The sequence below is a fragment of the Rhodococcus sp. 2G genome, assembly GCF_001886355.1.
Classification (GTDB): domain Bacteria; phylum Actinomycetota; class Actinomycetes; order Mycobacteriales; family Mycobacteriaceae; genus Rhodococcus; species Rhodococcus pyridinivorans.
The window spans coordinates 3,322,559-3,340,524 of the sequence record NZ_CP018063.1; the positions used below are offsets into that span (position 1 = coordinate 3,322,559).

Below are 17,966 nucleotides of genomic sequence, written 5' to 3' on the forward strand. Positions count from 1 at the left end.
TCAGCGCTCGACGAGCGAGCCCATCTTCTTCGCCAGGAACTTGATGCTGCGACGCGGCATCAGCCTGGCGAGCAGGTCGAGCATCGTCGCGTCCTCGCCGATGCACACCCGGAAGGTGCCCTTCTCGATCGCGTCGACGATCCTGCGGGCTGCCTCGGCGGACGAGGTGATCTTGACGGAGGCGTCAGTGCTGCGTCCCGGGATGGCGGCACCGGAGTTCTCGGCGATGCCGGTGCGGACGGCGCCTGGGAACACCAGCGTCACCGCGACGTTCGTCATGCGCAGTTCGGCGTACAGACCTTCGGTGAGCAGTTTGACCGCCGCCTTGCTCGCGCCGTAGACGGACTGGCCCGGCACCGGCACGAAGGCACCCATGCTCGACACGTTGAGCAGGCTCGCCTCGGGACGGCTCAGCAGCTCGGGGAGGAACGCCTTGCACATGTGCACGACACCCCAGTAGTTGACGTCGAGCACCTTGTTCATCTCGTCGTACGGCAGGTCCGCGAATGGGACGAACTTCTGGATGATGCCTGCGACGTTGGCGACGCCGTCAACCCGCCCGTGTGCAGCGGTCACCCCCGTCACCAGGGCTTCGACGGCGGCGCGATCGGAGACGTCGACCGTGTGAGTGGTGAGACGGTCGACATAGGCGTCCGCCAGAGCACGGGTGCCGTCGAGAGCCTCGGTGCGGAGGTCGATCGCCGCGACCCGCGCGCCACGCACGAGGAGTTCGAGGACGACATCGCGTCCGATCCCGTTGCCTCCACCGGTGACGACGAAAACCCTGTCACGGATCTGCATGCTGCCTCCTTGTGTCGTTGGGTCCAGTCAATCCGGTCCGGAGCACCGACGCCACCCCGAAGTGTGCGCGTGCACGTCTGCGGGTATCCGTCCGGACACGAGTCAGCCCAGCGTACGGAGGTAGAAGTGACGACGTCGAAGAAGGACGACGAGGTGCGCAAGGACCCACCGGGGCCGGTCGATCACGGTCGCAACGGCGGCATGGCAACGCGGGAGAACGCTCCCGAGGTGGTCGAGCGCTCGGACGACGACGAGAAGTGATCTCGATCAGGACGATGTGAACCGCCACGAGGCCACCGATCGGGCCGATATGTTGGGCATATGCAGTTCGCCGGACCGGCCGAACAGTACAACCGTTTCATGGGCCGTTACGCAGCGACGCTCGCGCCCGCCTTGGCGGACGCGAGCGAGGTGAGGGCCGGGCATCGGGTCTGCGACGTGGGCTGCGGGCCGGGTGGGCTGACCCGTGAACTGGTCGGCCGGGTCGGCGCAGCGAACGTCGCGGCGATCGACCCGGCTCCCCAGTTCGCAGCGGCGTGCCGGCAGATAGCACCGGAGATCGACGTTCGCGTCGGGGTGGCCGAGAATCTGCCGTGGCCGGACGGAACGTTCGACGTCACCCTGGCGTCGCTGGTCCTCGGATTCATGAACGATCCCGAACTGGGCGTGCGCGAGATGGTGCGGGTGACCCGCCCGGGCGGCACCGTCGCCGCATGCATGTGGGACACCACGGCCGGCGGGATGACGACGCTCCGCATCTTCTGGGCCGCGGTGGGAACGGTCGAGCCCGGGTCTCCGGGTGAGACGAGGCTGGCCGGTACCACCGAGGGCGACATCGCCGAGCGGTTCCGCCGTGCCGGTCTGGACGACGTGATCGGTGGTGCCCTGTCCGCACGCGCGGACTACGCCGATTTCTCCGACTTCTGGGAGCCCTTCACGTTCGGCGTAGGACCGGCCGGGCGGCACCTGGTGTCGATGCCCGAAAGGCACCGCGCTGCAGTACGTGACGCCTGTCGTGATGCTCTTCCGTCGGGACCGTTCTCGCTCGACGCCCGCGCCTGGTACGCGCGGGGAACGGTTCCGGGCGACCCGAACTCATCCTCGTCGCAGTAGATAGGTGTCCATCACCCAGCCTCGGGCCCCCTTGGCCCGGGCCCGAGCCTCCCGGATCGCCGGGAGCACCTCGGCGAGCGGGCCGGCGACGAGTTCTTCGTCGTCGGTCCCCAGATTCGCACCCCACCAGATGTTCCAGGCCCCGTCGAGGTCCGCGCAGGCGAGGCCGCCGTCGAGCATCACCACGATGTTCGACGCACCCGCTGCGACGTCCTGCACCAGCCTGCGACCGGTCGTGACGGTGATCGGCCCGCCGATGGTGTTGAGCACGAGACGATGTCGGGCCGCGAGCAGTTGCACGCTGCTGACCCCGGGGACGATGTCGTAGTCGAAGCGCACCCTCCCGCGTTCGAGGATGCGTTCGACGACACGGATCGTGCTGTCGTACAGGCTCGGATCGCCCCAGACCAGGAAGCCGACGGTCTCGTTGTCTCCGATCCGGTCGAGCAGAACGGTCTCGTAGGCCTCGGCGCGGGCGGCGTGCCAGTCGCGTACCTCGTCGCCGTAGTGCGCCGGGTTACGGTCCCGGGGCGGGTCGGGCACCACGATCACCCGATGCGCACCGGAGGTGTGGCGGCGCAGGACCTCCTCGCGGACCGCCACGAGATCGTCCACGCCCCGCTTCTTGTCGGGTACGAGGAAGACGTCGACGCTCTCGAGGGCGTGCACCGCCGCGACCGTGAGATCGTCCGGTCCGCCGGGGCCGATCCCGATGAGCCGAACTCTCACCCCCGGTCCTCGAGATCGCCCTCGACGTCGAGATAGGCCTGCTGCAGCCTGTTCATCGTCTCCGGATCGGGCTCGGACCACAGTCCGCGATCGGCCGCCTCTGTGAGTCGTTCGACGATGCCGCGCAACGCCCACGGATTCGCTTCGCGGAGGAACTGCTGGTTCGCGGGGTCGAGCGCGTAGTTCTGGGCAAGCGACTCGTACATCCAGTCCTCGACGACACCTGCGGTGGCGTCGTAGCCGAACAGGTAGTCGACGGTGGCGGCGAGTTCGAAGGCGCCCTTGTAGCCGTGCCGCCGCATCGCACCGATCCACCGCGGGTTGACGACCCGGGCGCGGAACACCCGTGCAGTCTCCTCCGCCAGTGATCGGGTGCGCACCGCATCGGGGGTGGTGGAGTCGCCGATGTACGCCTTCGGGTCGGTGCCCGTCAGCGCTCGCACCGTTGCGACCATGCCGCCGTGATACTGGAAGTAGTCGTCCGAATCGGCGATGTCGTGTTCGCGGGTGTCGGTGTTCTTCGCCGCCACCGCGATCCGCCGGTAGTTCGCACGCATGTCGTCGGCGGCCGGAACACCGTGCAACCCACGCCCGTAGGCGAAGCCACCCCACGCGGTGTAGACCTCGGCGAGATCGGCGTCGGTGCGCCAGTTCCCGGAGTCGATGAGCTGCAGGATGCCGGCACCGTACGAGCCGGGCTTCGATCCGAAGATGCGCCGCACCGCACGGTCGGCGTCGCCGTGTTCGGCTTCGTCCCGCCGAGCATGGGCTCGCACGAAGTTCTGCTCGTCAGGTTCGTCGAGGGCGGCGACCATGCGGATCGCGTCGTCGAGCATCCCGATGACGTGCGGGAACGCATCGCGGAAGAAACCCGAGATGCGGACCGTGACGTCGATGCGGGGCCGGCCGAGTTCCTCGAGCGGGAGCACGGTCAGTTCGCGAACCCGACGCGACTCGGCGTCCCATTCCGGACGCACACCGATGAGCGCGAGCACCTCGGCGATGTCGTCGCCGGCGGTGCGCATCGCCGAGGTCCCCCACACCGACAGACCGACCGACTGCGGGTACTCGCCCGTGTCGGCGAGATATCGCTCGATCAGGTTGTCCGCCAACGCGACACCGGTGTCGTATGCGAGGCGGCTCGGGACGGCCTTCGGGTCGACGGTGTAGAAGTTGCGCCCGGTCGGCAGCACGTTGACCAGTCCACGCAAGGGTGAACCGGACGGGCCGGCCGGGACGTACCCGCCGTCGAGCGCGTGGAGCACTGCGTCGAGCTCGGCAGTCGTGCCCGCGAGCCGGGGAACCACTTCGTCGGCAGCGAAGGTGAGCACCCGCGCAACCTCGGAATCGGTATGGCCGAGAACGGATTCGACAACGCGCGCGGCCGACCCAGTGTTCCAGTCGTCGTCCTCCATGGCCTGCACGAGCGCCCGTGCGATGTTCTCGATTCCGTCGACCTCGGTCAGCGGGGCGTCGGGCTTCAGTCCCAGCGCGGTGCGCAATCCAGGGACGGCGTTACTCTTGCCACCCCATATCTGGGCGGCACGCAGGATCGACAGCACCAGATTCACCCGTGCCTCCCCGACCGGTGCGGCGCCCAGGACGTGCAGGCCGTCGCGGATCTGCGCGTCCTTGACCTCACACAACCATCCATCGACGTGCAGCAGGAAGTCGTCGAACTCGGCGTCGTGCGGGCGGTCGTCGAGCCCGAGATCGTGATCGAGTTTCGCCGCCTGGATCAACGTCCAGATCTGCGCGCGGATCGCGGGCAGTTTCGCCGGGTCCATCGCGGCGATGTTGGAGTACTCGTCGAGCAGTTGCTCCAAACGAGCGATGTCGCCGTACGATTCGGCGCGCGCCATCGGCGGGATCAGGTGATCGACGATGATCGCATGGGCACGGCGCTTGGCCTGCGCACCTTCACCCGGATCGTTGACGAGGAACGGATAGATCAGCGGCAGATTGCCGATGGCCGCGTCGGTCGCGCACGCCGCGGACAGGCCCGCGTTCTTTCCGGGCAGCCATTCCATCGAACCGTGTTTGCCCAGGTGAACCACGGCATCGGCACCGAAGCCGTGTTCGATCCACTTGTACGCGGCGAGGTAATGGTGCGACGGCGCCATGTCGGGATCGTGGTAGATTGCCACCGGATTCTCGCCGAATCCCCTGGGCGGCTGGATCATCAGCACCACGTTGCCGGCCTGCAGGGTCGCCAGCACGATCGCCTTGTCGCCACCGCTGCCGTCGACGAACAGCGACCCGGGCGCCGGGCCCCACGCCTCGCTCATCGCGTCGGTGAGCTCGGCAGGCAGGTCCTTCGTCCATGCCAGATAGTCGGATGTGCTCACCCGCACCGGGTTTCCGGCGACCTGATCGGCGGTGAGCCACTCCTCGTCCTGACCGCCCGCATCGATCAGGGCGTGGATGAGGGTGTTACCGGCTTCGGTGTCGTCCTCGACGTCCATGCCGGGGAAGCCGTCGCCGAGGTCGTATCCGGCCTCGCGCAGGGCGCGCAGCATGCGGATCGCCGACACCGGTGTGTCGAGACCGACGGCATTGCCGACGCGAGAATGCTTGGTGGGGTACGCGGACAGCATGATCGCGATCCGGCGCTGCGCCGCCGGCACGTGCCGAAGCCGCGCGTGCGCGACCGCGATACCGGCCACACGGCGGCATCGTTCCGGGTCGGTGACGTAACGGGGCAGACCGTCGGCGCCGAGTTCCTTGAACGAGAACGGCACCGTGATGATGCGCCCGTCGAATTCGGGCACTGCGATCTGGGTGGCCGAATCCAACGGTGAAACACCGTCGTCGGACTCCGCCCAGGCATCGCGGCTCCAGGTCAGGCAGAGCGCCTGCAGGATCGGGATGTCGAGCGCAGCGAGCGCCCCGACGTCCCACGACTCGTCCTCACCTCCCGCGCTCACGGTGGCGGGCTTGGTTCCGCCGGCCGCGAGCACCGTCACGACGAGCGCATCCAGGGTGCCGAGTTCGGCGAGCAGATCCTCGGACGCTCCCCGCAACGAGGCGCAGTGGATCACGACGCCGCGGGCCCTGCCGGTCGCGTGGATCGCGTCGGCGAGATCGTGCGCGAACTGCACGTTTCCGCTGGTGTGGTGGGCCCGGTAGAACAGCACACCGACGAGTGGCAGCCGGTCGTCGGCCGGCCCCTCGGGCCGGTCGAGCACACCCCACTCGGGCAATTCGACGGGCGGATCGAAGCCTTCACCGCCGAGCAGCACGGTGTCGGTGAGGAAGGCATGGAGCTGCGCGAGGTTGGCGGGACCGCCGTACGCGAGATAGCGGTGCGCCTCGGCGGCGATGCCGATCGGCACCGTCGAATGCCCCATGAGCTCGGCGTCCGGGGTCTGTTCACCACCGAGAACGACGACCGGGACGCCGGTCGCGAGCACGGTGTCGAGCCCGTCGCGCCAACTGCGCGCGGACCCCAGGATCCGCACGACGACCAGGTCCGATCCGCTGAGCAGACCGGGCAGTTCGGTGGACACGTCGAGGCGGGACGGGTTACCCAGCGCCCACTCGACATCGCTCGACCGAGCCGACAGCAGGTCGGTGTCGGACGTCGACAACAAAGTCAGGCGCGTCACGACGCAACCCGAAAACACAGGCGTACAGCCATGTTCAGTCTCCAAAACCCTCGTGGACCTCACGTGCCGTGGCCGGTCTCCTGGCTGACGGGTCACCGCTGCTGCGCCGACCTTCCCGGATGAGATCCAGTGGCCTCCACACCGGCGGACCAGTACGGACGAGGGCGAGCAACTATCCGCTCACAGTGGCGAGGGCCGCGCCGGTTTCCCACCGGCTTCCCGAGCACCACGGCAAGCCGAGAGTAGCGCACCCGGCCGGAAAGGTGTGCAACCATGTGCGTCTGTGGATGCTCTGCCACCCTCTTTCCCTCCCGATCGGTGCCCCGGAATCCTTCGCCCACATGTCGCGGCGGACGGCGCACTGGTGCGGCTGCGCGTGCCCGGAGGGCAGGTGCCCGACGGGGCGCTCCGAGCACTGGCGGACACGTCGATCGCCTACGCCGACGGCGACGTCCACCTGACGTCGCGAGGGAACCTGCAGCTCAGAGGTATCGACCTCGACGAGTGCGGTGCCGTCCCCCCGGGACTGGCCGACGCCGTCACGGCGGCCGGGCTGCTGCCCTCGGCGAGCCACGAACGGGTGCGGAACATCGTCGCGTCGCCGCTGTCGGGACTCGTGGGTGGACTCACCGACGTCCGGCCTCTCGTCCGCGATCTCGACGCCGGACTGTGCGCCGATCCGGTCCTCGCCGATCTGCCCGGCCGGTTCCTGTTCGGCCTCGACGACGGCCGCGGCGACGTGGTGACGCTGCGGTGCGATCTCACCGCGGTCGCGCTCGGCGGCGGGACGGCACGGATCGTCGTGGGTGGACTCGACGGGCCGACGGTGCGGCTCACCCAGGTTCCCGAGATGCTCCTGCGGCAGGCCCGCCGGTTCGTCGAGATTCGCGAGTCGGTGTGGCACGTGCGTCAACTCCCGCGTGCGGGAGCGGAACTCGGTGGCACCGATCCCGCTCCGCGGCCACCGGCCTTCACGGTGCCGTACGGCGTGCTCGGCGATGCGGTGTCGGTGCTGGTCCCCCTGGGAATCCTCACCCCCGCCATGGTTGCTGCGCTGCCCGATCGAGGTGTGGTCGTCACGCCCTGGCGCGGCCTGATACTCCCGTCCGGGTCGGATCTCGTCGCGCTTCGCGAGACCGGCTTCGAGACGGCCCCGGATTCGGCGTGGCAGCGGGTGACAGCGTGCACGGGAGCGCCCGGGTGTAGCCTCGCCGAAGGTGACACCCGAGCGCTGGCTCGCCGGATCGTCGCCGGAAATACCACCGATTCCCGAATTCACGTCGCCGGATGCGAACGCGTCTGCGGCGCACCGCACTCGCCTCACCGCATCGTTCTTGCCAGGAGCACCCCGTGACCCTTCGACCTCCCCCGCGTCGGTACGACTACGTCACCGACGGCGCCGACATCTACGTCCGGTCGTTCGCGACGATCCGCAGCGAATCGGATCTGTCCGCGATTCCTGCGAGTGCGGAGAAGGTCGCGGTCCGGATGATCCATGCAAGCGGACAGACCGATCTGGCACGGGACCTCGTCATCCATCCCGATCTTGTTCCGGCCGCGCGCACTGCACTGAACTCAGGTGCTCCGATCCTCACGGATGCGAACATGGTGGCCTCCGGGGTCACCCGTACGCGCCTGCCTGCCGACAACGACGTGATGTGTCTGCTCGCCGACCCGCGTGTCCCCGAACTCGCCGAACGTTGGGGCACGACCCGCTCCGCGGCGGCGGTGTCACTGTGGGCCGACCGCCTCGAGGGGGCTGTCGTTGCGATCGGCAATGCCCCGACCGCCCTGTTCCACCTGCTCGAGATGCTCGACGACGGCGCCCCGCGACCGGCGGCGATCGTCGGTGTTCCCGTCGGCTTCATCGGCGCCGCGGAGTCGAAGGAGGCGCTGCTCGACCATCGGCTGCAGATCCCCCATCTGGTGGTCCGGGGACGCCGCGGCGGGTCGGCGATGGCGTCGTCCGCGATCAATGCACTTGCGCAGGAGAAGGAATGAGCGAGATGGTGTCAGGCAGGTTCTACGGCGTGGGTCTTGGCCCCGGCGATCCCGAACTCATCACACGCAAGGCTGCGCGGCTGATCGCCGAAGCGGACGTCCTCGCGTACTACTCCGGTACGCACGGCCGCTCCATCGCCCGATCGATCGCCGCCGATCTGATCCCTGACGGCGTGATCGAGGAACTGCTGGTGTACCCGGTGACGACGGGCACCATCGATCACCCGGGCGGCTACGACGGTGCGATCGCCGATTTCTACGACGAGTCCGCCGCCCGGTTGGCCGTCCACCTCGACGCGGGACGCACTGTCGTCGTGCTCTGCGAGGGCGACCCTCTGTTCTACGGCTCGTACATGTACCTGCACGACCGCCTCGCTCCGCGATATCCGACGGAGGTGGTGCCAGGGGTGACCTCGGTGTCCGCCGCCTCTGCTGCAGCCGCCGAACCGATGGTGCGGCGCACCGACGTCCTCACCATCCTGCCCGGCACACTGCCCGCCCCGGAGCTCGCACGGCGACTCGCCGACACCGACGGTGCGGCGATCATGAAGCTGGGCAGGACGTTTCCCTCCGTCCGGGAGGCTCTCGCCCAGTCCGGGCGCCTCGACGGTGCCGTCTATGTCGAACGCGCGTCGATGGATCGGCAACGCATCCTTCCGGTCGCCGAGGTCGACGCCGACGCGGTGCCGTACTTCTCGGTGATCCTCACCGCCGGTGACCGCTCTCCGACGAATCGGTCGGTCGCCGACCGATCGCGGCCGTCCGTCGCGGTCGAGGCGACACATCCGGACGCGAACGAACTGCTCGTCGTCGGGTTGGGCCCGGCGGACGAGAAGTGGCTGACCCCCGAGGCCGCCGACGCACTCGCACAGGTCGATCACGTCGTCGGATACGGACCGTATGTCGATCGCGTCCCGGTACGTCCCGGCCTGCACCGTCATTCCAGCGGCAACACCGTCGAGGTGGACCGCGCGCGATTCGCTCTCGACCTCGCCCTGGCGGGTGAGAAGGTCGCCGTTGTCTCCGGCGGTGATGCCGGGGTGTTCGGCATGGCGTCGGCGGTGTTCGAGGCCGCGCAGGACGAGACATACGCGTCGGTGCCGATCCGCGTCCTGCCGGGGGTCTCCGCAGTGCAGGCGGTCGCGGCGCGTGCCGGCGCCCCGATCGGCGGCGACTTCGCGGTGATGAGCCTGTCGGATCGACTCAAGCCGTGGGACGTGATCGAGAAGCGGTTGGCTGCGGTATCCGAGGCCGATCTCGTCCTGGGCATCTACAATCCGGCCTCGCGGTCTCGGACGACGCAGGTCGCGGACGCGAAAACGGTACTGCTGAAGCATCGTCCGGCCGACACCGTCGTCGTGATCGGGCGCGATGTGGGACGGTCCGGCGAGTCGCTCGAGGTCACGACGCTCGAGAAGCTCGATCCGGCGAGCATCGACATGAAGTGCCTGCTCATCGTCGGCGCTGCGGGCACCTTCGTGATGCCTTCGGGTGCGGTGTGGACGAAACGGTCGGTCGACGGTCGCCATTCGGGATCCTCGACAACCGTTTGACTGCGGTGTTCACCCGCGGGTTGTCAACAGGTTCGCGCGGTGAACCGGGGTTCGCCACTGTTGAAACCGGGGCGAACCCCGGTTCGGCGCGCGAGGATGGAGCTATCCGAGACCGGCGCGCTCGCGGGAAGGGTCGTAGAGGTGTGAACAGGCCACATCCGGCCGTTCACGCACGCCGAGAGCGTGTCCGACGACGATCACCGCGGTGTGCTTCAGTCCCGCCGCCTCGACACCGTCGGCGATGTCGGCGAGGGTGCCGCGCAGCACGACCTGGTTCGGTCGCGACGCGAACGCGACCACCGCGACGGGGCAATCGGCGCCGTATTCGGCAGTGAGTTCTTCGGCAAGGACGCGGATGCGGGTGATCGCCAGGTGCAGGACGAGACTCGCCCGGATTCCTGCGACCCGCGCCAGAGCCTCGCTGTCGGGCATCGCCGTCGATCGGGCCTGCGTGCGGGTCAGCACGACCGTCTGCACGAGTTCGGGGACCGTCAGCTCGGTACCGAGTGCCGCCGCGGCCGCGGCGTAGGCGGGCACACCGGGTGTGACGTCCCACGGCACGCCCGCGGCGTCGAGCCGTCGCGTCTGCTCGGTGAGCGCCGAGTACAGCGACGGGTCGCCGGAGCACAGCCGCACGGCGTCGAGCCCGCGCCGGTGCGCGTCGGCGAGATGCGCGGTGATCTCGTCGAGGTCCAGGTGTTGCGTGTCGACCAGTTCGGCGTCGTCACGGCAGTGCGAGAGGGTGTCAGCATCGAGATAGGTACCGGCGTACAGCACGACCGGGACCTCGCGCAGCAGATTCACCGCTCGCAGCGTGAGCAGGTCGGCCGCTCCGGGTCCGGATCCTACGAAATGGACGGTCATCGTTCGCCTTTCACTGCGCTCCATTGCACGACCGGTCGCTGCGCACGCCAGCCGGTGAATGTTCCTATGGGATCTGCGTGTTCGACGGACAGACGGGTGAGTTCACCGCCGTGCGTCTTCCACCACTGCACCAGGACGGCCTCGGTCTCCAGCGTCACCGCGTGCGCGACGAGCCGACCGCCGGGAGGCAATGTGTCCCAACACGTGTCGAGCACACCCTCGCGACTTCCTCCTCCGCCGACGAAGATCGCGTCGGGCACCGGGAGTCCGACGAGCGCGGCAGGTGCAGCACCTCGGACGATGCGCACGATCGACGGCACACCCAACGCGGCGGCATTGCGTTCGATCGCGCCGGCGCGCCGTTCGTCCTTCTCGATCGCGAGAGTACGACAGCGCGGATCGGTTCGCGCCCATTCGATTCCGACGGACCCAGCTCCCGCACCGACGTCCCACAGCAACTCGCCCGGTCGCGGTGCGAGTGCGCACACCGCCGCGAGGCGTACGGTCCGCTTGCTGAGCTGCCCGTCGTGCTCGAACAGGGAGTCGTCGAGACCGGGCAGCACCGACAACCCGGCGGGGCCGTCGACCTCGACGCACATCAGACTCAGAGACCGGACGCCCGTATCGGTCAGATGGGCCGCCTTCGCATCGATCCGGGACTCGTCCGCAGCACCGAGATGCGACAACACCGCGACCCGTGAGTTCCCGAATCCGGCGGCCTCCAGGAGCGTCGCAACATCCGCGACACGTGCACCGTCGACGAGGACGACGAGTTTGCGTCCGCGCGTCAGAACTCTGCGCAGAGCATCGATCTCGCGACCCACGACGGTGATCGTCTCGCACTCCTCCGCGGACCAGCCCATGCGTGCACGGGCAAGTGCCACCGACGAGATCGCCGGGATCACCTCCACGGCGTCGCCTCCGAGGCGTCGGATCAGCGTGGTGCCGATCCCGGAGACCAGCGGATCACCGGATGCGAGCGCGACGACGTCCTTGCCGGCGTGCCGGTCGAGGAGGTCGTCGAGCCCGGACAGGAGCGGCGACGGCCACTCCTCGCGCACTGCTGTGCCGGCGGGAACCAGATCGAGGTGGCGCCGGCCGCCGAGCAGGACCTCGGCCGCGAGAATCCGCTCCCGGACGGTGGACGGCACACCGGACCATCCGTCCGCCCCGATTCCGACAACGGTGATGCCTGTCGTCTGTCGTATCGGTCCCATGGCGGTGAACCATAGCCCACGCGCCATGGCCTAGACTCGGCCGTGGCAAGGCAATCGAAGGTGCCCCTCACGGGGATAATCGGGAAGCCGGTGAGAATCCGGCACAGGCCCGCTGCGGTGACCCGGGAGTCGTCGATCATGCGCATCCGCGCAGCCACTGGACCGTCCGGTCCGGGAAGGCGATCGCACGGCGTCCGACCGGGAAGTCCGAATACCGGCCTTCGAACAGCTTGCCGCGAAAAACATCCCAGCGGGAGCCTGTGGAGGTCGAAGTGCATGTGTATCCGTTCGGTGCGGTGGTCGGTTCCGACGACCTCGCGCTGGCCCTGACCCTGTGTGCGGTGTCGCCGACGATCGGCGGTGTGCTGGTGCGTGGAGAGAAGGGCACCGCGAAATCGACGACGGTGCGTGCCCACGCCGCACTGTTGCCCCCGGTCACCGTCGTGGACGGGTGCCGGTTCTCGTGCGATCCGGACGCCCCCGATCCGTCCTGCCCGGACGGCCCCCATCCGCCCGGTGCGGCCTCGCATGTCCGGCCGGTACGGCTGGTGGAACTACCCGTCGGCGCGGCGGAGGATCGCGTCACCGGAGCGTTGCATCTCGGCAAGGCACTGGCCGACCGCACGGCCGAATACGAACCCGGTCTTCTGGCACTGGCCCACCGCGGCGTGCTGTACGTCGACGAGGTCAACCTCCTGCACGACCACCTGGTCGACCTGCTGCTCGACGCCGCGGCGATGGGCCGCTCGACCGTCGAACGCGACGGGGTCTCCGTCGAGCACGCCTCCCGATTCGTACTGGTCGGAACGATGAATCCCGAGGAGGGTGAGCTTCGCCCGCAGTTGCTCGACCGCTTCGGACTCGCCGTGGACGTGACCGCGCCCCGCGACCCGCACATGCGCGCCGAGATCGTGCGGCGGCGGATGGCCTTCGACGCCGACCCGGCCGGGTTCACCGCGCGATGGGCGGATCGGGACGCAGAGTGGTCGCGGCGAGTCGCCTCCGCCCGCGAACTCGTCCCGCAGGTCGCACTGAGCGACGACGCACTGGTCTCGATCGCCGAGGTGTGCGCGGCGTTCGACGTGGACGGCATGCGCGCCGACCTGGTCACCGCCCGCACGGCGATCGCACACGCGGCCTGGCACGACCGGATCGAGGTGACACGCGAGGACATCGCGGCAGCGGCCCGACTCGCCCTGCCACACCGTCGGCGCCGCAACCCCTTCGACGCCCCCACCAGCAGCGACGATCTGCTCGACGAACTTCTCGGTGGAGACGATCCGGATCCTGGCCCCGACGACGATCCCGGTGGTGGCGAGAGCGCACCCGACGACTCGGCGGCGGAGACGTCCTCCGGTTCGGGTGATCGGTCGTCCACCAGCCTGGCGTCGGCGACGGATCCTTTTCGCGCCAGGGTGTTCTCCGTCGATCGGGTCGGGCGCGGGGCGGCCGGTCGCCGGTCGCGGGCGGTCACCACGATCGGCCGTACCGTGGGCAGTCGCCGCGGCGACACCGGCCCGGTTCATCTGCCCGCCACGATCCGCGCGTCCGCCTTCACCGATCGGGGTCTGCAGGTGCGCCGCAAGATCATCGAAGGCCGCGAGACCAATCTCGTCCTGCTCTGCGTCGACGCATCCGGGTCGATGGCAGCACGCAACCGGATGGTCCAGGTCAAGACCGCCGTCCTGTCGCTGCTGCTCGACGCCTACCGCCGTCGCGACACCGTCGGACTCGTGACCTTCCGCGGCACCGGCGCGACCGTCGCACTCCCGCCGACGAATTCGGTGGACGTGGCTGCCGCACGGCTGCGAGAACTTCCCGCCGGTGGGCGGACCCCGCTGGCGGAGGGGTTGATCGAAGCGGCCACCACCCTTCGGCGTCATTCCCTGCGAGATCCGCGTCGACGCGCCCTGCTCGTCGTGGTCACCGACGGTCGCGCCACCGCCGGACCGGACGCTGTGCAGCGCTCGCTCGACGCCGCGGACGTCATCGCTGCACAGGGAATCTCCTCCGTGGTGGTCGATTCCGAGACGGGCCGATTCCGGATGGGTCTCGCGGCCCGTCTCGCCGAACGTCTCGGCGCCGAGTATGTGCCCGTCGGTGAGGTCGATGCCGACGCTTTGACCGGAATCGTCCGGGAGAGGGCCGCCTGATGCCGAAGGGACAACCCACCGTCGTCCCCGCCGACGGTCTCACCACCCGGCAGCGCCGCAACCGGCCGCTGTTGATGATCAACACCGGCGACGGAAAAGGAAAGTCCACAGCCGCATTCGGCCTCGCACTGCGTGGCTGGAACCAGGGCTGGTCGGTCGCCGTCTTCCAGTTCGTCAAGTCCGCCAAGTGGCGACTCGGCGAGCAGACCGCCTTCGAAAGCCTCGCCGATCTGCACGCCGAGCGCGGCACCGGGGGGCCGATCGAGTGGCACAAGATGGGTTCCGGCTGGTCGTGGTCGCGCAAGGAAGGCACCGAGGAGGACCATGCCGCCGATGCGCTCGCCGGGTGGCGTGAGATCCAGCGACGTCTCACCGCGGAGCAGCACGGCCTGTACGTACTGGACGAGTTCACCTATCCGATCGCCTGGGGCTGGGTCGACATCGACGAGGTCGTCGATACGCTGACCTCACGGCCGGGACACCAGCACGTCATGATCACGGGGCGGCGTGCGCACCCGAAACTCGTCGAGGTCGCCGACCTGGTGACGGACATGACGAAGGTCAAACATCCGATGGATGCGGGACAGAAGGGCCAGCGAGGAATCGAGTGGTGAGAGTTCCACGCGTCGTCGTCGCCGCACCGGCATCCGGGCACGGGAAGACCACCGTCGCCACGGGCCTCATGGCGGCACTGCGTCGCGCCGGCCACATCGTGTCGGGGCACAAGATCGGTCCCGACTACATCGATCCCGGCTACCACTCGCTCGCCACCGGCCGACCGGGCCGCAACCTCGACCCGCACCTCGTCGGCGAGGACCTCGTCGCTCCTCTCTTCCTGCACGGCGCCGCCGGTGCGGACATCGCCGTGATCGAAGGAGTCATGGGGTTGTACGACGGGATGATCGGCACCGACGGGTACGCGTCCACCGCCCACACCGCGGCCCTGCTGTCCGCACCGGTGATCCTCGTCGTCGACGTCTCGCACGCCTCCCGGTCGATCGCGGCGATCGTGCACGGCATGGCGTCCTACGACCGCGGCACGCGGATCGCCGGTGTGATCCTGAACAAGGCCGGATCTCAGCGACATTCGGACGAGGTGATCCGCGCCCTCGAACCGACCGGCATCCCGGTGATCGGCGTGCTCGGTCGCGACGACGGCGTCACCGTTCCGTCGCGCCATCTCGGCCTGGTGCCCGCCCAGGAACGCGACGAAGCAATTGCGCAGGTGGATCGGCTCGCCGCGCGGATCGCCGAGCGCATCGATCTCACCGAGATCCTCGGTATCGCCTCGGCAGCACCCGACCTGCCGGCAACACCGTGGTCACCCGGCACGCCCACCGAGGACGGACCGGTGATCGCCGTCGCCGGAGGCCGCGCTTTCACCTTCCGCTACACCGAGACCGAGGAACTGCTGCGCGCACACGGATGCCGATCGGTGACCTTCGATCCCCTGCGCGACGAACGACTGCCCACCGGCACCGCGGGCATCTACCTCGGCGGCGGGTTCCCCGAGGTACATGCCGCCGACCTCGCCGCGAACCTCCCCCTGCGCGCGCATCTGCGTGCGGCGATCGCGGCGGGAGTTCCGACCGTCGCCGAGTGCGCCGGTCTGCTCTATCTGGGGCGCGAGGTCGACGGGCACGAGATGGTCGGCGCCTTCGACACTGTGGCACGGATGACCCCGCGCCTGACCCTCGGTTACCGCAACGCGATCGCACCGCAGGACACCCTGCTCGCCCCCGCCGGCACCCGCGTCACCGGTCACGAGTTCCACCGCACCGTGATCGATTCCGGCTCGTCTCCCGCGTGGCTGCTCGACGGCCGGCCGGACGGCATCGCCACCGCGAACGTGCACGCGTCGTACCTGCACACGCACTGGGCCGGACATCCCGATCTCGCGCGACGTTTCGCAGACGCCGCACGGTCGGCGGATCCCGCCCCCGAACCCACCTCGGCACCTGCGCGTCGTCGAACACCCGAACCCGACCTGCACCATCACGGCGACCGCGACGCGACCGAGGGGCTGGTCGACCTCGCCGTCAACGTCTCGCGCCGACCGCGACCGGCATGGCTCGACGACGCCCTGCGTGCATCGCTGGACGATCTCGCCCGGTATCCCGACCCGAGCGATGCACGCTCCGCCCTCGCCGATCGTCACGGCCGCAGCGTCGACGAGGTCCTCCCGACCGCCGGAGGTGCCGAGGCGTTCACATTGATCGCTCGGGCACGGGCGTGGCGGAAACCGGTGGTGGTGCATCCGCAGTTCACCGAACCGGAGGCCGCACTGTTGGCCGCCGGACATCGTGTCACGCGGGTCGTGTTGCGCTGCGATGACGGGTTCGTCCTCGATCCGGGTGCGGTCCCGGAGGATGCCGACCTGGTCATCGTCGGCAATCCGACGAATCCCACCTCGGTCCTGCACCCGGCCGACACGCTCCTGGCACTGACCCGACCGGGACGGGTGGTCGTGGTCGACGAGGCGTTCATGGACGCCGTTCCCGGCGAAACCGAATCGTTGACGGGACAGCTCGTTCCGGGACTCGTGGTGCTGCGGTCGCTCACCAAGACGTGGGCGATCCCGGGTCTGCGCGCCGGATACGTGGTCGGCGACGCCGCAGTGCTCGCGGATTTCGCCGCGCAGCAACCACCCTGGTCGGTGTCCACTCCCGCAGGGGCCGCGATGATCGCGTGCGCATCCGGTGACGCAGTACGCGAGACCGAGGTGATCGCACAGGAGATCGCCGGCGACAGGAAGGTTCTCGTCGACGCCCTCACCGGACTCGGAATCCACGTGGTCTCCCCCGCGACAGCCCCGTTCGTGCTGGCGGAAACGCCAGAGGGAACGCGGGAGAGATTGCGGGAGAAGGGCTTCGCGCTGCGTCGCGGCGACACCTTCCCCGGCCTCGGTGACGACTGGGTACGGATCGCGGTGCGCGACGCGGCGACCACGGCAACGCTCGTCGAGGCGTGGAGAACGATCCTGTGAAGCACAGGGCACTCGGACTGGCGCTCGGCTACGCCGCCGACCAACTCGTCGGCGACCCGCAGCGGTGGCATCCCGTGAGCGGCTTCGGGAAGTTGGCGCGCGCCGCCGAGGGCCGGCTGTATGCCGACCACCGCGTTGCCGGGGTGGTGTTCACCTCGCTGCTGGTCGGCTCTGCCGGAGCGCTGGGATACGTCGCCGACCACGCGACCCGCGGTCGTCCGGTGCCTGCGGTGGCGGTCACGGCGCTGACCACCTGGACCGTGCTCGGCGGCCGCTCCCTCGGATTCGAGGCCCGGACGATCGACGCCCAACTCCGCGACGGCGATCTCGCCGCGGCGCGGCAACAGGTGACCCACCTGGTGGGCCGCGACCCGTCTCGGCTCGACGAGAACGGGATCGCGCGCGCCACGATCGAGTCGGTCGCCGAGAACACCTCCGACGCCGTCGTCGCCCCGCTGTGGTGGGGTGCGGTCCTCGGTCCGGCCGGCCTGCTCGGGTACCGCGCCGCGAACACCCTGGACGCGCGCGTCGGTCACCGCACGCCGCGGCTCGAACGGTTCGGCTGGGCCTCGGCCCGGTTCGACGACCTGCTCAATCTCGTCCCCGCTCGCCTCACAGCCCTGCTGGCTGTCGCACTCGGTGACGACGGCCGGGGCGCGGTCCGGGCGTGGCGCCGGGACGCCCGTCAGCATCCGAGTCCGAATGCCGGTCCGGTCGAAGCGGCGTTCGCCGGTGCTCTCGGGATCCGGCTCGGCGGCTCGAACGTCTATCACGGTGTGGTCGAGGATCGCGGCACGCTCGGCGACGGACCCGCGCCGGCCCCGGAAGATATCGGCCGTACCGCGCGACTCGCCTCCAAGGTCGGACTCGGAGCCGTGGCGACCGCCATCGCGGTCGCCCTCGTCCGTCGATAGCCTCCCCGATATTTCCCAGCCACGACG

Annotated in this window: 14 protein-coding genes and 2 riboswitches; of the genes, 9 read left to right on the plus strand and 5 right to left on the minus strand. The window is 69.2% G+C overall.

Features of this window, described 5'->3' with window-relative positions; genetic code table 11:
• Entirely contained in the window at positions 1-801 is an 801-nt protein-coding gene (locus tag BO226_RS15645; protein ID WP_071935608.1) for an SDR family NAD(P)-dependent oxidoreductase, read from the minus strand.
• Positions 802-927: 126 nt separating this feature from the next.
• On the opposite strand from BO226_RS15645, the gene BO226_RS28425 reads away from it, so the two are divergent.
• The gene (locus tag BO226_RS28425) at positions 928-1,062 is read left to right on the plus strand and encodes a hypothetical protein (protein ID WP_006552963.1); all 135 of its coding nucleotides are present in this window, start codon (positions 928-930) and stop codon (positions 1,060-1,062) included.
• A gap of 60 nt (positions 1,063-1,122) precedes the next feature.
• Positions 1,123-1,914, plus strand: coding sequence for a class I SAM-dependent methyltransferase (locus BO226_RS15650; protein WP_071935609.1), 792 nt, complete (start codon positions 1,123-1,125; stop codon positions 1,912-1,914).
• On the opposite strand, the gene cobF is transcribed toward BO226_RS15650, so the two are convergent.
• On the minus strand, positions 1,897-2,643 hold the full coding sequence (gene cobF / locus BO226_RS15655) for a precorrin-6A synthase (deacetylating) (RefSeq protein ID WP_071935610.1): 747 nt from the start codon (positions 2,641-2,643) through the stop codon (positions 1,897-1,899). The two genes, BO226_RS15650 and cobF, sit on opposite strands and share 18 nt — an antisense overlap.
• Positions 2,640-6,251, minus strand: a complete 3,612-nt coding sequence (cobN, locus tag BO226_RS15660) for a cobaltochelatase subunit CobN (protein WP_071936469.1) — start codon at positions 6,249-6,251, stop codon at positions 2,640-2,642. Before cobN ends, cobF begins: the two co-directional genes overlap by 4 nt.
• Before the next feature lie 53 nt (positions 6,252-6,304).
• Positions 6,305-6,497, minus strand: a riboswitch (cobalamin riboswitch).
• Between the two features lie 118 nt (positions 6,498-6,615).
• Between cobN and BO226_RS15665 the strand changes: the two genes are divergently transcribed.
• From BO226_RS15665 to BO226_RS15675, 3 genes are read left to right on the plus strand one after another with little or no spacing between them, the layout of a single operon-like run.
• On the plus strand, positions 6,616-7,605 hold the full coding sequence (locus tag BO226_RS15665) for a cobalamin biosynthesis protein CobG (RefSeq protein ID WP_198040559.1): 990 nt from the start codon (positions 6,616-6,618) through the stop codon (positions 7,603-7,605).
• Complete coding sequence (locus tag BO226_RS15670) at positions 7,602-8,252, plus strand: precorrin-8X methylmutase (protein ID WP_071935611.1); 651 nt, start codon at positions 7,602-7,604, stop codon at positions 8,250-8,252. Before BO226_RS15665 ends, BO226_RS15670 begins: the two co-directional genes overlap by 4 nt.
• Positions 8,249-9,805, plus strand: a complete 1,557-nt coding sequence (locus BO226_RS15675; protein WP_039958237.1) for a precorrin-2 C(20)-methyltransferase — start codon at positions 8,249-8,251, stop codon at positions 9,803-9,805. Before BO226_RS15670 ends, BO226_RS15675 begins: the two co-directional genes overlap by 4 nt.
• A gap of 102 nt (positions 9,806-9,907) precedes the next feature.
• Here the strand turns inward: BO226_RS15675 and BO226_RS15680 are convergent, their stop codons facing one another.
• Together BO226_RS15680 and cbiE are read right to left on the minus strand one after the other, a co-directional pair.
• Entirely contained in the window at positions 9,908-10,669 is a 762-nt protein-coding gene (locus tag BO226_RS15680) for a cobalt-precorrin-4/precorrin-4 C(11)-methyltransferase (RefSeq protein WP_071935612.1), read from the minus strand.
• A complete protein-coding gene (cbiE, locus tag BO226_RS15685; protein WP_071935613.1) occupies positions 10,666-11,886 on the minus strand; it encodes a precorrin-6y C5,15-methyltransferase (decarboxylating) subunit CbiE in 1,221 nt (406 codons plus the stop codon). The genes BO226_RS15680 and cbiE overlap by 4 nt, the downstream gene beginning before the upstream one ends.
• Positions 11,887-11,927: 41 nt before the next feature.
• Positions 11,928-12,123, plus strand: a riboswitch (cobalamin riboswitch).
• A gap of 35 nt (positions 12,124-12,158) precedes the next feature.
• Between cbiE and BO226_RS15690 the strand changes: the two genes are divergently transcribed.
• From BO226_RS15690 to BO226_RS15705, 4 genes are read left to right on the plus strand one after another with little or no spacing between them, the layout of a single operon-like run.
• Positions 12,159-14,039, plus strand: coding sequence for a VWA domain-containing protein (locus BO226_RS15690; RefSeq protein ID WP_232237964.1), 1,881 nt, complete (start codon positions 12,159-12,161; stop codon positions 14,037-14,039).
• Positions 14,039-14,653, plus strand: coding sequence for a cob(I)yrinic acid a,c-diamide adenosyltransferase (gene cobO / locus BO226_RS15695; RefSeq protein ID WP_071935615.1), 615 nt, complete (start codon positions 14,039-14,041; stop codon positions 14,651-14,653). The genes BO226_RS15690 and cobO overlap by 1 nt, the downstream gene beginning before the upstream one ends.
• Complete coding sequence (locus BO226_RS15700) at positions 14,650-17,025, plus strand: cobyrinate a,c-diamide synthase (protein ID WP_071935616.1); 2,376 nt, start codon at positions 14,650-14,652, stop codon at positions 17,023-17,025. Before cobO ends, BO226_RS15700 begins: the two co-directional genes overlap by 4 nt.
• Entirely contained in the window at positions 17,022-17,939 is a 918-nt protein-coding gene (locus BO226_RS15705; protein WP_024101880.1) for a cobalamin biosynthesis protein, read from the plus strand. Before BO226_RS15700 ends, BO226_RS15705 begins: the two co-directional genes overlap by 4 nt.
• Positions 17,940-17,966 lie beyond the last annotated feature (27 nt).

Excerpts from the sequence above, each read along its gene's own strand:
- BO226_RS15645 (WP_071935608.1), bottom strand. The coding sequence starts at position 801 with ATGCAGATCCGTGACAGGGTTTTCGTCGTCACCGGTGGAGGCAACGGG.
- BO226_RS15650 (WP_071935609.1), top strand. The coding sequence starts at position 1,123 with ATGCAGTTCGCCGGACCGGCCGAACAGTACAACCGTTTCATGGGCCGT.
- BO226_RS15675 (WP_039958237.1), top strand. The coding sequence starts at position 8,249 with ATGAGCGAGATGGTGTCAGGCAGGTTCTACGGCGTGGGTCTTGGCCCC.
- BO226_RS15680 (WP_071935612.1), bottom strand. The coding sequence starts at position 10,669 with ATGACCGTCCATTTCGTAGGATCCGGACCCGGAGCGGCCGACCTGCTC.
- cbiE (WP_071935613.1), bottom strand. The coding sequence starts at position 11,886 with ATGGGACCGATACGACAGACGACAGGCATCACCGTTGTCGGAATCGGG.
- cobO (WP_071935615.1), top strand. The coding sequence starts at position 14,039 with ATGCCGAAGGGACAACCCACCGTCGTCCCCGCCGACGGTCTCACCACC.